Origin of the sequence: Tumebacillus sp. BK434 (assembly GCF_004340785.1) — a bacterium.
Classification (GTDB): Bacteria; Bacillota; Bacilli; order Tumebacillales; family Tumebacillaceae; genus Tumebacillus_A.
The window spans coordinates 231,255-247,188 of sequence record NZ_SLXS01000003.1; the positions used below are offsets into that span (position 1 = coordinate 231,255).

The 15,934-nt window shown below is 57.5% G+C and carries 17 protein-coding genes; 7 read left to right on the forward strand and 10 right to left on the reverse strand.

The genetic code is table 11. From position 1 onward, the window contains the following. Window positions 1–40 precede the first annotated feature (40 nt). Both EV586_RS09370 and EV586_RS09375 read left to right on the forward strand, forming a co-directional pair. On the forward strand, window positions 41–298 hold the full coding sequence (locus EV586_RS09370; protein WP_132944833.1) for a hypothetical protein: 258 nt from the start codon (window positions 41–43) through the stop codon (window positions 296–298). A gap of 4 nt (window positions 299–302) precedes the next feature. Continuing rightward, window positions 303–506 carry a hypothetical protein gene (locus EV586_RS09375; protein ID WP_132944834.1) on the forward strand — a complete coding sequence of 68 codons (204 nt, stop codon included), beginning with the start codon at window positions 303–305 and terminating at the stop codon, window positions 504–506. A 49-nt stretch (window positions 507–555) separates the two neighbouring features. Here the strand turns inward: EV586_RS09375 and EV586_RS09380 are convergent, their stop codons facing one another. Then, a complete protein-coding gene (locus tag EV586_RS09380; protein ID WP_132944835.1) occupies window positions 556–1,149 on the reverse strand; it encodes a biotin transporter BioY in 594 nt (197 codons plus the stop codon). Between the two features lie 103 nt (window positions 1,150–1,252). Between EV586_RS09380 and EV586_RS09385 the strand changes: the two genes are divergently transcribed. Continuing rightward, window positions 1,253–2,047, forward strand: coding sequence for an ATP-binding cassette domain-containing protein (locus EV586_RS09385; RefSeq protein WP_132944836.1), 795 nt, complete (start codon window positions 1,253–1,255; stop codon window positions 2,045–2,047). Window positions 2,048–2,049: 2 nt separating this feature from the next. After that, a complete protein-coding gene (locus EV586_RS09390; protein ID WP_165898471.1) occupies window positions 2,050–3,741 on the forward strand; it encodes an ATP-binding cassette domain-containing protein in 1,692 nt (563 codons plus the stop codon). Window positions 3,742–3,806: 65 nt separating this feature from the next. Here the strand turns inward: EV586_RS09390 and EV586_RS09395 are convergent, their stop codons facing one another. Genes EV586_RS09395 through EV586_RS09405 form a run of 3 tightly spaced genes read right to left on the reverse strand, consistent with a single transcriptional unit; the run spans window position 3,807 to window position 9,160 of the window. Continuing rightward, the gene (locus EV586_RS09395) at window positions 3,807–5,579 is read right to left on the reverse strand and encodes an acyl-CoA dehydrogenase family protein (protein WP_132944838.1); all 1,773 of its coding nucleotides are present in this window, start codon (window positions 5,577–5,579) and stop codon (window positions 3,807–3,809) included. A 26-nt stretch (window positions 5,580–5,605) separates the two neighbouring features. Next, a complete protein-coding gene (locus EV586_RS09400; protein WP_132944839.1) occupies window positions 5,606–6,784 on the reverse strand; it encodes an acetyl-CoA C-acyltransferase in 1,179 nt (392 codons plus the stop codon). Window positions 6,785–6,820: 36 nt separating this feature from the next. Next, window positions 6,821–9,160 (reverse strand): 3-hydroxyacyl-CoA dehydrogenase/enoyl-CoA hydratase family protein, encoded by a 2,340-nt coding sequence (locus EV586_RS09405; RefSeq protein ID WP_132944840.1) that lies wholly within the window; start codon window positions 9,158–9,160, stop codon window positions 6,821–6,823. A 343-nt stretch (window positions 9,161–9,503) separates the two neighbouring features. Between EV586_RS09405 and EV586_RS21595 the strand changes: the two genes are divergently transcribed. Continuing rightward, window positions 9,504–10,241: a 3D domain-containing protein gene (locus tag EV586_RS21595; RefSeq protein WP_132944841.1), complete on the forward strand. Its 738-nt coding sequence runs from the start codon at window positions 9,504–9,506 to the stop codon at window positions 10,239–10,241. A gap of 272 nt (window positions 10,242–10,513) precedes the next feature. Here EV586_RS21595 and EV586_RS09415 read toward each other — a convergent pair whose 3' ends face one another. Further along, window positions 10,514–11,002, reverse strand: coding sequence for a hypothetical protein (locus tag EV586_RS09415; RefSeq protein WP_132944842.1), 489 nt, complete (start codon window positions 11,000–11,002; stop codon window positions 10,514–10,516). Window positions 11,003–11,151: 149 nt separating this feature from the next. Between EV586_RS09415 and EV586_RS09420 the strand changes: the two genes are divergently transcribed. After that, window positions 11,152–11,607: an acyl-CoA thioesterase gene (locus tag EV586_RS09420; RefSeq protein WP_165898473.1), complete on the forward strand. Its 456-nt coding sequence runs from the start codon at window positions 11,152–11,154 to the stop codon at window positions 11,605–11,607. Window positions 11,608–11,717: 110 nt separating this feature from the next. Here the strand turns inward: EV586_RS09420 and speD are convergent, their stop codons facing one another. Further along, window positions 11,718–12,095, reverse strand: coding sequence for an adenosylmethionine decarboxylase (gene speD, locus EV586_RS09425; protein ID WP_132944844.1), 378 nt, complete (start codon window positions 12,093–12,095; stop codon window positions 11,718–11,720). A 449-nt stretch (window positions 12,096–12,544) separates the two neighbouring features. Here speD and EV586_RS09430 point away from each other — a divergent pair, with 449 nt between their 5' ends. Continuing rightward, window positions 12,545–12,808, forward strand: coding sequence for a hypothetical protein (locus tag EV586_RS09430; protein WP_132944845.1), 264 nt, complete (start codon window positions 12,545–12,547; stop codon window positions 12,806–12,808). Between the two features lie 48 nt (window positions 12,809–12,856). Here EV586_RS09430 and EV586_RS09435 read toward each other — a convergent pair whose 3' ends face one another. The 4 genes from EV586_RS09435 to EV586_RS09450 form a co-directional block, all read right to left on the reverse strand. Then, on the reverse strand, window positions 12,857–13,618 hold the full coding sequence (locus tag EV586_RS09435; protein ID WP_132944846.1) for a PRC-barrel domain-containing protein: 762 nt from the start codon (window positions 13,616–13,618) through the stop codon (window positions 12,857–12,859). Between the two features lie 41 nt (window positions 13,619–13,659). Then, entirely contained in the window at window positions 13,660–14,358 is a 699-nt protein-coding gene (locus EV586_RS09440) for a hypothetical protein (RefSeq protein WP_132944847.1), read from the reverse strand. 216 nt (window positions 14,359–14,574) lie between these two features. Then, window positions 14,575–15,009 (reverse strand): S1 RNA-binding domain-containing protein, encoded by a 435-nt coding sequence (locus EV586_RS09445; RefSeq protein ID WP_132944848.1) that lies wholly within the window; start codon window positions 15,007–15,009, stop codon window positions 14,575–14,577. 122 nt (window positions 15,010–15,131) lie between these two features. Next, on the reverse strand, window positions 15,132–15,893 hold the full coding sequence (locus tag EV586_RS09450; RefSeq protein WP_132944849.1) for an ATP-binding cassette domain-containing protein: 762 nt from the start codon (window positions 15,891–15,893) through the stop codon (window positions 15,132–15,134). Between the last annotated feature and the right edge of the window lie 41 nt (window positions 15,894–15,934).

The window sequence follows — 15,934 nt, forward strand, 5'->3', positions numbered from 1 at the left end:
ACGAGGTGATTGTGATGTTTCGAGGATTTGACCGCAGCATTTGGATTCGCTTCTCCGGCGTCACCCTGTTATCGATTGGCAATTTTATGATCAAGCCGTTTCTGGCTTTATATCTGGCAACCACGCTTGGCGCTTCGATCGGCGTGCCAAGGCCGGCGCCTTGCTGTACGCGCTGGGCCTGCTGCTCGTCGCGCTCACCGCCAACGCCTGGCTGCTTCTGGCAGGCTTTGTGATCTTCACCGTCGGCGAGGTCACCGTCACGGCGGTGAGAAGCGATCCTCGCCGACATCTCGCCTGACGACATGCGCGCCCGCTATCAAAGCGCCGGGTCGCTTGCCTGGACGGCAGCCGCGACCGGCGGCCCGCTGATCGGCGGCTTGGTGATGGAGCAGTTCGGCGGCCACGCGCTGTTTGTCACCTTCGCCTGCGTGATGGCGAGCGCGGTGTTCTTCTACCGCTTGATGGAAGTGAAAAAAACGGGGAAGCGGCATTCCCTGGCTCACTAAAAAGAAAAGAGGACTTCGCGCGAAGTCCTCTTTTCTCTGGCCAGAATCATCAGTCGAGCGTGACGACTTTCGTGCCGCCTTTGCCGACCAAGCGCTGCGGGGTGTAGACGTGGCGCACTTGCAGGATGATCAGCGTCGCGACGACCGCTTTGGCGAGGTCGCCCGGCCAGAACGGGTAGAAACCGCCGACCAGCGCTTTGTTCCACGAGAGGTCCGCGACGACTTTCAGCCACGGCACCCCGCCCAGATACAAGGTCAGCGAGCCGAGGATGAATGTGACGAACAGCATCTGGATGTGTGCCGCCACGCCGCGCCCTTTGATGGAGTTCGCCGCCCAGCCGACGAGGAATGCAGCGACCGGATACATGACGATAAAGCCGCCGGTCGGGCCGGCGACGAGACCGATCCCGCCTTGGCCGTGCCACATCGGCAGGCCGATCAGGGTCAGGATGACGACGAGCGCCATCGAGAAAAAGCCGTAAAACGGGCCGAGCAGCGCTCCGGCCAGCAGGATGGTCATGTTGCTGAGCGTGATCGGTACGAGAGAGAAACCAAGGTTGATGTTGACGTAGCTGAGGACGACCAGCAAAGCGGCAAACAAGGCGCTGAACACCACACCGCGCACGGAAAATTGTACCCCCATTGATAAGCCTCCAAATCTTTGTTAACTTGAGTATGTCAGGAAGATGACAATCCGCATTTTAGCACAGTTCGAAACCATGTGAAAAGCATAATTTGGAGGAACCATGAAAAAGAAACTGACCCTTTCCGGCGTGAGTGTCGCCTTTGCCGCGCCGGACGGTGTGCATACCGTGTTGACGGAGATTGATTTGACGATCGCACAAGGCGAGTGGGTCGCCTTGATCGGGCAGAATGGCAGCGGGAAAAGCACGCTGGCCAAAGTGCTCTGCGGGCTGTGTCCCGTGTCGAAAGGCTTGGCCGAACAGGAGGAGTTGCAGGTGCAGATGGTGTTTCAGAATCCGGAAGCGCAGATCGTCGGCGAAACGGTTTACGAAGACGTCTGTTTCGGCATGGAGAACTGCGCCGTGCCCCCGGACGAGATGCCGGAGCGGGCGCTTGCGGCGCTGGAAAAAGTGGGTCTGGCGCCGCTGATCGAGCAGGCGGTCACAACGCTGTCCGGCGGGCAGAAACAGCTGCTCGGCATCGCCGGGTGTCTGGCGGTGGAGGCGGATGTGATCGTGTTTGACGAGTGTACGGCGATGCTCGACCCGGCATCGCGGGAGATGGTGCTTCGCGTGGCGCAGGAGCTGCAGCGCCAAGGCAAGACGCTGATCTGGATCACGCAGTGGATGGAAGAGCTGGCCTGTGCCGACCGGGTGGTGGCGCTGTCCGGGGGCCGTGTGGCGTATGACGGGACGGCACGGGCTTTCTTCTATGACGGAGTCTGTGCAGCGCTCGGCTTTGTGCCCCCGTACGCGGTGCAGGTGGCGGAGCAACTGCAGGCGAAAGGCGTCGTGCTGGCCGGGCAGCCGCTTACGCCCCAAGAGCTGAGTGCAGCGGTAGGTGCAAGATGCCAATAATCGTGGATCGTGTTGCGCTGGGAAGTATTCTTCAGGATGTGTCGTTTGAGTTGGAAGAAGGGACGATCACGCTGCTGATCGGGCAGACGGGGGCGGGGAAGTCGAGCCTGCTCGATGTGCTGACCGGGCTGAACCGCTTTGATCATGGGTCGGTGCTGTATGACGGTAGACCGCTGTGGGACGGCAAGCAGGTACAGGCGGAGGTGCTGCAGGAGATCGGGGTGGTGTTCCAGTTTCCGGAGCACCAGCTGTTTGCGCGGACGGTGCAGGGGGAGTTCGATTATTCGCTGAAGCCGCTCCGCCTGGCAAAACCGGAAGCGCAGGCACGGACGCTTACAGCGCTGCGGGAAGTCGGGCTGCCGGAGGAGATGACCACACAGTCCCCGCTGGTGCTCAGCGGCGGGCAAAAACGGCGCGTGGCGCTGGCGACGACCTTTGCGACGATGCCAAAGTGGCTGTTTCTCGACGAGCCGACCGCCGGCCTCGACCCGCTGGCGGTGCAGCATCTGGTCGAGTTCCTGCAGAGCTGCAAGGGGCAGACCACAGGCGGCATCGTCATCGCCACCCATGACCTCGACGCCTTCTTCCCGATCGCCGACCGCGTCCTGCTCCTCGACCACGGACGCCTCGCCGCCTCGACCACGCCGCAAGCGCTGTGCGAAGACCCGCACCTGCTGCGCCAGGCGAGAGTCGGGGTGCCGAGCAGCACGGCGTTGGCGCATGCTTTTGCCGCGCAAGGAATCAGGCTCACACCACACCCCTTGCCGCCCGAGCAGATGGCCGATGAGATTTTGGAAAGTTGGAACGTGTTGCCTTCGGCAATGTCTCATGCTGAATCCTCTCCGTCTGCTACCGCTCAAACGGTGCACCAGTCTGCAGTAGCGGTACAGGCTGAATTCAGGCACTCGGCTCCTGCGCAGCAGGAATCGAAACAACAGCCCCCAACAGGGGTTTTCAGTCTTAGCGCGGTGATCCGTCAGTTGGACCCGCGCGCCAAGTGGGCGTTTTACCTGCTGGTGTCTCTGGGCGTGCTGGTGCAGGCCAGCTGGGCGGGCCTTACCATCGCTACGGCGGTGACAGCTCTGTGCATGTGGACAGCCGGGATGTGGAAACGGGATGTGTGGCGGATGATGAAGCCATTTCTGTTCTTCATTCTGTTTTCGGTGGTGCTCTCCGGCCTGCGCTTTGGCGACGGGATCGGCTATGAGTGGGCGGCCGCCGAGCGGACGCTGGGGCAGCTGTACAAGTTTTTGCTGCTGATGCTGCTCGGAATGTGGCTGTCGGCGACGACGAGCCAGCTGATGATGAAACAGGGCCTCGAGACCGCGCTGGCGCCGCTGAAGAAACTCAAGCTGCCCGTGGAGGCGTTTGCGCTTGCCACCTCGCTGATGCTGCGCTTCGTGCCGGTCATCCTTCAGGAGTTGCGCCGCTTCTCCCGCATCACCAAAGCGCGTGGCAAATCGGTCAAAGGCAATTTCCGCCTGCGCGACACCAGCGCCATCGTCGTGCCGTTGCTGCTTTCCGTCCTCCGCCTCGGCGAAGACCTCTCCGTCGCGATGGAAGCGCGCGGTTACGCCAAGTTCGGCAACCGGCGTACCTCGGCGGTCAAACTGCGCATCGTGCGCCATGACCGGGTCATCCTGCTCGCCGGTGGTGTGCTGTTCGCCGTGCTGCTTTGCGCCCGCTATTTGTAGCCAACAAAAAGAGCCGTTCCTCCCGCTGAGGAACGGCTCTTTCGCTTTCATTCGAGCTCAGGCCGTTAGCAAACGTAGCCCTCTTGGTCTACGATCGTGTTCGCCAGTTCGCGCTTGATCGCGATGGTGTTTTGCGGGGTGTAGCGGGTCAGCTTTTTCAGGACCGACAGCTGCGTGCGGAGCATGTCGCCCTCTTCCATCGCGGCAAGGGTTTCGCGGGCGAGCAGTTCGATCTTGCCGAAGGTGTCGTTGACATACACCTTGGTCATGTTGATCTTGTGCTGCGCTTTCTCTTCGCCGTCTTTCGCGATCTGCTTCTTCGCGCGGAGCAGGCAGGACTCCATCGCATAGATCTCGATCATGATGTCAGCCATGTTGTGCAGGATCTCCTGATGCTGCTCCAGCGTGGTCATGTACTTCTGCACGCCGTAGCCGCCGACCATCAGGAAGATCTTCTTCGCCTTTTCGATCAGGTCCGATTCAACGGCGAGGGTTTCGCTTTCGTCGATCACAGACGGCATCATCATCATCAGTTCGCCTTGCAGCGCCTGCGCAGCTTGCAGGAGCGGCAGTTTGCCTTTCATCGCGTTCTTGACGAGCGTGCCCGGAATCAGCAGGCGGTTGACTTCGTTGGTGCCTTCGAAGATGCGGTTGATGCGGGAGTCTCGGTACATCGTCTCGATCGGGTATTCGTTGATGAAGCCGTAGCCGCCGTGGATCTGGACGCCTTCGTCGACCACGAAGTCGAACGCTTCAGAAGCGAAGACTTTCGAGATCGAGCACTCGATCGCATACTCCGCGATGGCGTCTGCCACCGCTTTGCCCGATTTCTGCTCGCCGGTCAGCGCCGCGTCGATCAGGCCGCCGATGCGGTAGACCATCGACTCGGTCGCGTAGGTGCGGATGTTCATTTCGGCAAGCTTTTCGCGGATCAGCGGGAAGTTCGCGATCGGCTGGCCGAACTGCTTGCGCTCGTTCGCATACTTCGAGGAGAGCTCGATCGCATGCTTCGAGGAGCCGATGCAGCCTGCTGCCAGCTTGTAACGCCCGATGTTCAGGATGTTGAACGCGATCACGTGGCCGCGGCCGACTTCGCCGAGCAGGTTTTCCACCGGAACGGCAACGTCTTCGAGGATCAGCGGACGGGTCGAAGATGCCTTGATGCCCATCTTCTTCTCTTCCGGACCGGTCGAGACGCCCGGGTAGTCTTTTTCCACGATAAACGCGGAGAACTTGTCGCCGTCCACTTTCGCGTAGACCACAAACACGTCGGCAAAACCGGCGTTGGTGATGAACTGCTTGGTGCCGTTCAGGACGTAGTGGGTGCCTTCTGCGTTCAGAACGGCGGTCGCTTTCGCGCCCAGCGCGTCAGAGCCGGAACCCGGCTCGGTCAGGCAGTACGCCGCGAATTTCGCTCCGCTCGCCAGGTCGGGCAGATATTTCGCCTTCTGCTCTTCGTTGCCGAAGAACACGATCGGCAAGGTGCCGATGCCGACGTGCGCGCCGTGGGACAGCGCGAAGGAGCCGCCGCGGGTGATGTACTCGGTGATCAGCGTCGACGAGATCTTGTCGAGTTCCAGACCCTCGTTCGCTTCCGGGACGTCGGCAGCCAGCAAGCCGAGTTCGCCCGCCTGCTTGAGCAGTTTGACGGTCAGTTCGATGTCGAGCTTTTCGAGGTGCTCGCGATGCGGAACCACTTCGCCTTCGATAAAGTCAGCGGTGGTCTTCGCGATCATCTTCTGCTCGTCCGTGAAGTCTTCCGGGGTGAACACGTCTTGGGCTTCCGTCTGGGTGATGACAAAAGAACCGCCGCGCACAATGTCTTTCAAATCGCTCATCGTGATTGCCTCCTCAAGGGTTGTTGTTATACCAGTTCGAACACGCCTGCTGCTCCCATGCCGCCGCCGATGCACATCGACACGACACCGTAGCGCCCGCCACGGCGGCGCAGTTCGCTTAAGATCGAAACGGTCAGCTTGGTGCCGGTGCAGCCCAGCGGGTGGCCGAGCGCGATCGCACCGCCGTTGACATTGACTTTCTCCGGGTCGAGACCCAGCTGCTGGGTCACATAGAACGCCTGGGAAGCAAACGCCTCGTTGATCTCAAACAGGTCGATGTCGTCGATCGACAGGCCGGCCAGCTTCAGCGCTTTTGGAATCGCCACGACCGGACCGACGCCCATGATGTCCGGGTCGACCCCGCCCACAGCGAAGGAGCGGAACACGGCGAGCGGCTGAGCGCCGATCTGCGCCGCTTTTTCAGCAGACATCAGCACGGTCGCCGCCGCGCCGTCAGACGTTTGCGACGAGTTGCCGGCGGTGACGGAGCCTTGCACGTGGAACGCCGGGCGGAGTTTGCCGAGCACTTCCAGCGTGGTGTCGGGGCGCACGCCTTCGTCGGTGTCAAAGATGAACTCCGACACTTTCTGCTTGTTGTTCGCGTCGACCGTCACGTTGCGCACGGTGACCGGAACGATCTCGTCTTTGAATTTGCCCGCTGCGATCGCCGCCGCGGCGCGCTGGTGCGAGCGGACGGCAAATTCGTCCTGCTGTGCACGGGTGATGCCGAAGCGCTGCGCCACTTGCTCGGCGGTGTGGCCCATGCTCATGTACACTTCCGGCATGTTGTCGACCAGCCACGGGTTCGGAGCCAACTTGTAGCCGACCATCGGCACCATCGACATGCTCTCCACGCCGCCTGCGACCACCACGTCAGCTGCGCCGAGCATGATGTTCTGCGCGCCGAGGGCGATCGTCTGCAGACCGGACGAGCAGAAACGGTTGACCGTCATGCCCGATACGTTGGTCGGGAGCCCGGCGCGCATCGCGACGATGCGGCCGAGGTTCATCCCTTGTTCACCTTCCGGGATTGCACACCCGATGATGACGTCTTCAATCTCTTTCGGGTCGAGCCCGCCGACCCGGTTGATCGCTTCCTGCACGACCAGACCGCCAAGGTCTTCCGGGCGCGTGTTTGTAAGCGACCCTTTATGTGAGCGGCCTACAGCCGTTCTGACTCCCGATACGATCACTGCTTCACGCATTCTGGGTTCCCTCCTCTATCCAATCATCCCCGCGAACTAGTTGCGGAGCGGTTTGCCTTTGGTCAGCATGTGCTGCATGCGCTGCTGTGTGAGCGGTTCGCCGCACAGGGACAGGAACGCTTCACGCTCGAGATCGAGCAGGTATTGTTCTGTCACCTCGGTGCCCGCTGCGATGCGTCCGCCGGAGAGCACGGTCGCGATTTTTTCTGCGATCTTCACATCATGCGCCGATGCATAGCCGCTCAACTGCAGCTGTTTCGCGCCCAGCTTCAGCACGGAGAAGCCCGCTTCGCCGACGACTTTGATCTTCTTCTGCACCGGCGCGCGGTAGTTCTCCGCCATCGCCAGCACCGATTGTTTCGCATCGTACAGCAGGTAGTCGTTGTTGACCGTCATCTCATCCGACTTGCGGAAGTAGCCGAGCTCCTGGCCTTCGCGGAACGAGGTGGAGACTTTCGCCATCGCGATCGTTTCGAACGCGCGGTTGACCATCGGCTGCAGGTCGGTGCCCGGCGCTGCGTTTTCGATGTTGCGCAGCAGCAGCTCCTTGTTGCCGCCGCCGCCCGGAAGCAGGCCGACGCCGACTTCGACGAGGCCAAAATAGGACTCGGCCGCGCCTTGGATCTTGTCGGCCGGGAAGCAGACTTCCGCGCCGCCGCCGAGCGTCATCGAGAACGGAGCCGCCACGACCGGCTTGTCGAGGTATTTCAGCGCCATCGTCGCATTTTGGAACTGGCGCACGATCAGATCGATCTCTTCCCAGTTGTCGTCTTGCGCTTCCATCAGGATCATCATCAGGTTCGCGCCGACGCAGAAGTTTTTCGCCTGGTTGCCGATCACCAGGCCCTTGTAGTTCTTGGAGACCTCTTCTGCCGCGTAGAACATCATCTGGATGATGTCCGCGCCGATCGCCTGGTTCAGGGAGTGGAACTCCAGTGCGGCCACGCCGTCGCCGAGGTCGATCAGCGAAGCGCCGGTGTTTTTCTTAATCACTTTGTTCTGCTCTTTCAGAGCGGCCAGCGAGATGATCTCTTTCTTCTCTTCGATGCCTTGGAAGTCGCCGTGCAAAGTGTAGAACGACTTGTGGCCGGCCGCTTCTTCATAGAAAGATTTCTTGCCGGATGCGAGCAGGTTCTTCACCCAAGCCGGGACGGTATCGCCTTCCGCCTCCATGCGCTCCACCGATTTTGCCACGCCGAGCAGGTCCCACGTTTCGAACGGGCCGGTTTCCCAGTTGAAGCCCCATTTCAGCGCTTTGTCGATGTTCACGATGTCGTCGGCGATCTCTTCGGCGCGCTCTGCGGTGTAGAGCAAGGTGCGCTTCAGGACGCTCCAGAGGAACTCGGAGGCCGCGTCTTTGCCGTAGACGAGGGCGCGGACTTTGTCCTTCAAAGTCTTTTGCAGTTTCGCCGCTTCCAGTGAAGCCGATTTCAGCTTCTGGCGCGGGCGGTATTCGAGCGTCTCGTAGTCGAGCGCGAGGATTTCTTTGCCTTCTTTTTTGAAGAAGCCTTGCTTCGTTTTTTGGCCGAGCATGCCGCGTTCGACCATCTGCTGCAGGAAGTCCGGGATGACGAACGTCGCTTGTTCCGCAACGTCTGTCACCGAGTCGTGGCAGTTGTTCGCCACGTGCACGAACGTGTCGAGGCCGACGACGTCGAGGGTGCGGAACGTGGCAGATTTCGGGCGGCCGATCACCGGACCGGTCAGCGCATCGACTTCATCGACGCCAAGGCCGCGCTTGATCATCTCCTGCACGGTGACCATCAGGCCGTACGTGCCGATGCGGTTGGCGATGAAGTTGACGGTGTCTTTCGCAAACACGACGCCTTTGCCGAGACGCTTTTCGGCAAACGCTGCCATGAAATCGAGCACGTCTTGCTTCGTGTCCGGGCCCGGGATGATCTCGAGCAGTTTCATGTAGCGCGGCGGGTTGAAGAAGTGCGTGCCGAGGAAGTGTTCGCGGAACGCCTGGCTTCTGCCTTCGACCATCGCGGCGATCGACAGGCCGGACGTGTTCGAGGACACGATCGTGCCCGGGCGAACGACTCCTTCCAGCTTTTCGAACAGGCTTTGTTTGATCGCGAGGTTCTCGACGACAACTTCGATGATCCAGTCGACGTCCGCCAGGCGATGCAAGTCGTCTTCCAGGTTGCCCACCTCAATCAAGGCGAGGTTGTGCGGGCTATAGAGTGCAGCCGGCTTTTGCTTCAGCAAGCCGTCGCGGCCGCGTTTTGCGAGTGCGTTACGGTCTTCTGCCCCTTGGGGCACGATGTCGAGGAGCAGGCTCGGCACCCCTACGTTGGCCAGATGTGCTGCGATCCCTGCGCCCATGACGCCGGAGCCGATCACGGCCACCTTGCGAATCTTACGTTCCATCTTCCATGCCTCCTTCGTCTCGTCCGTTGCTTCTTATAGAAATGTATGGATCGGACGCTGCAATTATCTCTGTTCGCAGAGCGTTTCCTCGCTCCCGACCAAACGGTCGGTCGAACCGAGACAAAAAAATTTAAGCAATCAAAATTGACTGTTCAGTCAAAACTCTCTTTGATCTTATTCTATTCCATCTTGCGAAATCCTTCTACCCCCAAAGTGATATTTCCGGCGGGAAATTTTCGCTAATTCCGAAAGTTTTTGCAGTACTAGGTTTATAGACTTCCAATGCTGGCAAATCTGGTGAACAGGAAATCAAAAATTCGAATGTTGAACGGAGGTCACAATCATGATGAACAGGAATCGCACGATGATCGCAATGGTGATGAGTCTCATTTTCTACTTCACAATGATGATCAGCCCGGTAGCTGCCGGATATGAACCGCCGGTTTTCGCGGTGGCGACCGATAAGGATGGACAGACGGTGGTCTACGGCCCGCCGATCCCGAAACTTCCGCCGCTCGCTTCCCGCTCCGGCTCGAACATGTTGAAAGATGTGCTCACCTTGACCCCGAAGACGCTGGCCTATACGGTCAAGTCAGGAGATTCGCTGTATGAGATCGCCAGAGTGTTCGGCACCTCGACCAAAGAGCTGTCCAGTTTGAATGATATTGAGAATCCGAATCTTCTGTCGGTTGGCCAGGAGCTGCAAGTTCCGAACGTAGCCAACGAAGCGATCGCGACCGACTATACGATCAAGCAAGTGCTCAACGCCGACCTGACCGCCTACACGGCCGGACCGGAGTCGACCGGCAAAGCGCCGGGCCACCCGGCGTACGGCATCACCGCCAGCGGCAAGTACGTCAAAGACCAGCATACGATCGCCACCGACCCGTCTGTCATCCCGCTCGGCACCAAAGTCTATATTGAAGGAATCGGCATCCGCACCGCCGAAGACACCGGCGGCGCAATCATCGGCAACCGCATCGACGTCTACATGAGCGACCTGTCTGCCGCCATCCAATTCGGCGTCAAACGCAACATCAAAGTCTACATCCTCGAAGACACCGAAGCAGCCTCCGCATAACGCACACTCAGGCGAAGGGATACGCGCGCATCCCTCCGCCTTTTTGGCATGAATCTATGAAAGCCTCAGGCAATGCCCGTCAGAGCGCGACCCTTTTGCTCGTGAGGACACGTTTCCCGTTAGAATGAATCCTGCATGTCACAAAAATGTCCTTCAGACTGCGATCTTTTGTACGTAGGACACGTTTCCCTTTGGAAAAATATCCTTTGCATACTCGTAGATCTTATTTGTTAGGTTGCCGCTTTGGCGTTCGACAATTTCCTAGGAAATATTTAGGGAGATGGTGTCGATTCGACGCGTACCGCAAACAGGTCGTGGGTGAGGACGCGGATGCGGTCCTGCGGGTGCAGGCCTTGGAGGAGTTTGCCCGGAAAGTAGTAGCGGGAGGGTTGCCCGGCTACGTTGAGCGTCACATGGTAGAGCTGGCCGATATACGGAAGGCGCACATGTCGCACCTCTTCGATCGTGCCGGTGATCAATTCCATCTCCTCCGATTTTTCCAAAAAGTGCAAACATGCGTTATAGTACATGGCGACCAGCATCGTGTTCGCATACGCGGAAAGCCCAAATAGAAACGTTGCCAGCCCCGCGATGCCGAGCAGCGATGCGGCCAGCCAATTCATCTCAGTGCCCGTTGCCGTCTTCCAGATCATCACAGCAGCGACAGCCAGCACGACAACCCCCGACCCGAACACGACACGTTTGACGCGGTCGCGTTTCGCTTGCCATTCGACAGCCCGGCGTTTCATGTCACGGATCAAGTGCGTTCACCTCTCTCTATGCCCATATCACTTCTCCATTATGACACGAACCACGCCGCTTTTCCGTGCAAAAATCTTGCCAGCCGCCGAAACTTGACCGACCGGTCGTTCGAATTATAAGATGGAAAGACAAGAGGAGGTTGTCGATGATGGACCTGGAAGTATTGTCGAAGTTCCGTTTTGTTTCGCCGGCCAAAGTGCGCTTTGCCGAAACGGATGCGAACGGACATATGAACCACGTGTCGGTGGTGATCTACATGGAGCAGGCGCGGACCGACTATATGACCGCGCTCGGGCTGTTCAATCCGGAAGAGATGGCGCGGGCAGGCAAAACGTTCGTCCTGGCCCGCCAAGCGGTCGACTACAAATCGCAAGCCTATTTCAATGACACGGTCGACACGTACGCCCGTGTGTCGCGCTACGGCAACTCGTCGCTCGACATCGATTATGTGCTGATCAATCGTGCCACCCGCGCGATCGTCGCCGTCGCGACCAGCACCGTGGTCTATTTTGATGCCCGCGCACAAAAAAGCATCCCGCTGCCGAGCGACCTGCAAGCTCGCGTCGAACAACTGGATGCTTCCTTCCCTCCGATCACGCTGTAAAGCGGATCGGAGTTTATTCTATCGGGAATCGGAAAAAGAAAAAGCCCCTTTCGGCATCGTTCGCGAAAGGGACCACCTCCAATTTGGGGCTTCAACCCAACCGTTTTTTGTTACTTAAGTACTTCGATCGGACCTTCCATACCGCGCTTCAGCATTTTGTCAAAAATGCGCTCCGGCTTGAAAATCTCCAACAGGTAGTCGATCGCAACTTGAGGATCCACAGTATCACCACAGGTGTAACAATCCAACGCAGCAAAACCTTTTTCCGGATACGTATGAATCGACAGATGAGATTCGGACAACAATACGAGCACAGTTGCGCCTTGCGGATCGAACTGTTTGTACTGCACCGAAAGAACGGTCGCGCCGCTCTTCTCAGCTGCTTCCACCATACGATCTTTCAAAAATTCGCCATCGTTCAGGATGTCAAAATTTACACCCCATGTGTCAACTGCAACGTGTCTGCCGAAAGTAGAATATTCTTCCATCTACTTCGTCCCCCTTCCCTATCAAACAATAGTTCGGTCATTGTTCGCTAGGACCTGCGTCATTCACTACAGGGGGAGGTTAGTCCGATGAGGTCCCAACCCTTTCAAGTGAATCCTGGTTCCTATTGTTTATTTGACTCAACAGCAAAGAGAATATCATGTTTCACGATGAACTTCAATAGGATTCGCCTAAGTTTTTTGATACAGCTGAATCTATTTTTTAGGGTGGCTGTATGTTTATGGTGCTTTGTCGGTTTTTGGCGAATAATTATACATTCTGTTGAAAGGTACATTGCAAGATTTCACGGCTATCATATGTACGGATCGCTTGTTTTGACTGTGTTTTGGACAAATTGTTACGAAATTTTTACCTTTGGGATATGCATGCGCCTTCTGTGGAGATAATACGGAGGAAAATGAGCCACACGATGACAAAGGAGGAGTTTAGCGTGGAACATGTGACTCCGAACAGCGGGGAAATTGAGCAATCGGTCGATGCGTTCTGCCAATACATCTGGGATCATTACGAGGAGAATCCGGGTATTTTGCCTTGTGAAGTGACCCTGAACAATGTTGGCACCGGCATCTTTGCCAAAGCGGATGAAGAAGGGCTGTATTTTGAAGCGAACGGCGAAGAGTTTGACATGGAAGAGTTCTTTATGATGAACAATCTGCGTTCTGACACGCTGGGGTTGAAACCGCATTCTTCATAAAAAGAGGCAGTCTCCGGAGCGGAGGCTGCCTGTTTTCATTTGATGAGGTTAGCTGCGGTCGACCGCGAGGCGGTTCAGCTTCATGAACAGTGTCGGTCCGGCCGCTTTGACCGTTTCGATCAGTTCGTCGGTGATCTCAGTGCCTTGGGCGGCCAGCAGTTCTCCGGTGTCGGTGACGAGGTCGCCGCTGAGTACCTTGCCGGCGAGATAGCTGGGTACGGCTGCAGGCGGCGCGGGCGATTCTGCGGTTGCGGCCGTCTCCGCAGCAACGTCAGCGTCCGCGACCAGGGTGAGCGCAGCAGGCGCTGTTGCCTGTTCTTCGAGAGTTGAGGTGATCTCCGCTTCGTCGCGGATGACGATCACGTCGCGGCCGAATGTCATGATGTTAGCCCGGCGGAAGTATTTGACTGCAGACGGGTTGCCCTGCTCGACGAAGGAGCAGGCGGTGATGTCGCCCGTTTCTACCTCAACATAATATTCATCGACGGTGCCGAGCAGTTGCCCTTTGCGTGACAGGACGCGGGTGCCGATGACGCCGTAGCCGCGGAGGACGAGCTCGCGGGCGCCTTCGATCTGGGCGAGTTCCTGGATCGAGGCGGGCGATTCGACGGTCACGGCAAAATCTCCCACGCCGATGACGTTGGAGTAGGGCAATGCGTAGATACTGACGGCGATGCTGTCATTTTCAACGAGGAAAAGAAAGACTTTCCCGGTCTCAGGCTGAAGGATCAGCTGTCTGACCGTCCCGATCTGTGCGCCGTCGATGAGGCTGAAGATGGGCAGGCCTTGGATTTCGATGCTTTTTTTCATTGTGGATACGCTCCTTGCTAGGTAGATCGGATCAGTATGTATTAAGATGCATGCCGTACGTTCGTTTGTTCAGTTGCCGGAAGCTGAGCCAGACAGACTTGTAATTCCTCGTCCAGCATCCCTTTCAGCTCCCGATCCGCACACACCGCCACCGCCGCCTCAAACGCAGCAGCAGCCACTTCCCACAGACCGTTCCCCTTCGCCTCATACCCCTCCGAGATCCGAATGTTCAGCCACGCTGCCATCTCCTCGGTGAGTACTGCTGCCGGTGCAGGCTCGGTAAAAGTCACCTCTGTAGATACAGACTCCTCTGCAAGTACGATCTCTTCTGCAAGAACGATCTCTTCTGCAAGAACGATCTCTTCTGCAAGTACGATCTCTTCTGCAAGTACGATCTCTTCTGCAAGATCGGATTCTTCAAGAAGCGCAGACTCTTCTGCAGGGTGATGCTTTTCTTGTGCTAGAAGCGGAGCTATTTCTACTGGAGTGTTTATCGTTTCCACCGGGTGGTGGTAGCCGCGGAGGCTGAGGGCGAGAGTGAGACAGGAGCAGGCGGCGGCGACCGGGAGCGGGCCGGCGAGGGCGGCGATGATCGGGGCGGTCCCCAGGGCACCGACCGTCAGGATGAGACTCCCCCACAGTTTTCTGCGAATCTGCCAGTTGCGCTGACCTGCCCATTCTAGAAACAGCCCGAGCAGCGCCACCGCACAGCCGATCGACAAGGCGTACGTGATGAACATTCTCATGCCTCCTTCGCTCGCGAAACATACAAACTACTTTTAGATAAATGTAATCATGACTTATACGACTCTATTATATTTCGAACTCTTCCCTTTTCGCGTAAGACAAAAGACATAAATTCTGACAACTTCGACATGCCAGAAGTCCCATTTTGGCACGCAAAAAAGCACTCTGAACGAATCAGAGTGCTTCTTCTAACTCAAGAAGAGTAAGCCTTACGCCATGCCGGCTTTCTTAGCCCATTCTTTGAGTTGATCAGCCATGGTGTTGAACGGTTCGGTAGAAACGTCCGAGTGAGCGATGGTAGTAGCCGGGCCGCCAGCTTTGCGAGCGCCGCCCTTGTTGCCACCTTTCGCGTTGTTGGAACGGCCACCGCCGTTGCCACCGCGGCGCGGACGGTCGGAACCTTCCGGCTTCGGTTGAGTTTCCTTGATCGACAAGGAGATCTTGCCGCTATCTTCCACGTTCAGTACCTTAACTTGAACAACATCGCCGACGTTCAGAACATCGTTGATATCATTGATAAAGGTATGAGAAACTTGGGAGATGTGGACAAGACCGGTCTTGCCCTCTGCCAGCTCTACAAACGCACCAAACGATTTAATACCTGTGACTTTGCCTTCGACGACGGAACCAACTTCAATAGACAAATTACAACGCTCCTTTTATCAACACAAAAGATAGATACTATTATACCGTTTTTCCTACAAAATCACCACTAAAAAATTACTTTCCCCTAAAAAAGCCCCCCGCAGAGCGAGGAGCCCTTCGATTAGCGCTGCCCGGCCCACCAAAGATAGGCGTCCGTAAGCGTCGGCGTGACTTGGCTGACTTCTTCCACCGGCACAAAATCGGCGATCTCGCGCACATAGACGCCGTCTTCCAACATTTTCACTGCCGTGACGATCCGGCCGCTTTTGGCAGCCGGCAGCTGCGGCGCCACGTATTCCCACACTTTTCCTTCCACCCAGGAGTAGGCGGTGTTCGCGCTGACATGCACCGTCTCTTTCTCCGGGTGCAGCATGCAGACCGTGTCGAGCAGCCCTTCCAGCGAATCGCCGACGTTGCTCGCCACCACCACCACACGCTCTTTTGCCGCTTCGCCCATCGCGTAGCCGATCATCATCCGCTCCTGCTCGCTCAGGCCGGACAGGACTTCATCTAGCAGCAGCACCTGCGATTCGCTGAGCAGCGCTTTTGCCACCAGCGCCTTGCTTTTCATCACTTTCGACAATTGGCCAATCGATTGGTTCGCGTAGCGATTCAAATACATCATCTCTATGCTGTCATTCACCTTGCGGGTTACGTATTCTCTTGGGATCGCCTTGTCACCGGCCATATAGCAGAGGTATTCTTTGACCGTCAGTTCATGGAAAGCTTCCATTTCCCGCGATACATAACAGGACAGCTGGCTGTTCGCGCCCTCTTCTGTCTGGGCCATCTTCTTTAACAGCCGGGTCTTGCCCGCACCGCGCGGTCCTAACACCCCGTTGTAGCCTGTGCCGAATTGCAAACCATCTACTTGAATCTTCATGGTCGATCCCTCCCGTTTCACGCTCTATAGGATTAGTCGAA

Bases quoted from the DNA above. Each gene is read 5' to 3' on its own strand.
- EV586_RS09375 (WP_132944834.1), top strand. From the start codon at position 303: ATGCGCGCCCGCTATCAAAGCGCCGGGTCGCTTGCCTGGACGGCAGCC.
- EV586_RS09380 (WP_132944835.1), bottom strand. From the start codon at position 1,149: ATGGGGGTACAATTTTCCGTGCGCGGTGTGGTGTTCAGCGCCTTGTTT.
- EV586_RS09385 (WP_132944836.1), top strand. From the start codon at position 1,253: ATGAAAAAGAAACTGACCCTTTCCGGCGTGAGTGTCGCCTTTGCCGCG.
- EV586_RS09395 (WP_132944838.1), bottom strand. From the start codon at position 5,579: ATGAGCGATTTGAAAGACATTGTGCGCGGCGGTTCTTTTGTCATCACC.
- EV586_RS09400 (WP_132944839.1), bottom strand. From the start codon at position 6,784: ATGCGTGAAGCAGTGATCGTATCGGGAGTCAGAACGGCTGTAGGCCGC.
- EV586_RS09405 (WP_132944840.1), bottom strand. From the start codon at position 9,160: ATGGAACGTAAGATTCGCAAGGTGGCCGTGATCGGCTCCGGCGTCATG.
- EV586_RS21595 (WP_132944841.1), top strand. From the start codon at position 9,504: ATGATGAACAGGAATCGCACGATGATCGCAATGGTGATGAGTCTCATT.
- EV586_RS09420 (WP_165898473.1), top strand. From the start codon at position 11,152: ATGGACCTGGAAGTATTGTCGAAGTTCCGTTTTGTTTCGCCGGCCAAA.
- speD (WP_132944844.1), bottom strand. From the start codon at position 12,095: ATGGAAGAATATTCTACTTTCGGCAGACACGTTGCAGTTGACACATGG.
- EV586_RS09435 (WP_132944846.1), bottom strand. From the start codon at position 13,618: ATGAAAAAAAGCATCGAAATCCAAGGCCTGCCCATCTTCAGCCTCATC.
- EV586_RS09440 (WP_132944847.1), bottom strand. From the start codon at position 14,358: ATGTTCATCACGTACGCCTTGTCGATCGGCTGTGCGGTGGCGCTGCTC.
- EV586_RS09450 (WP_132944849.1), bottom strand. From the start codon at position 15,893: ATGAAGATTCAAGTAGATGGTTTGCAATTCGGCACAGGCTACAACGGG.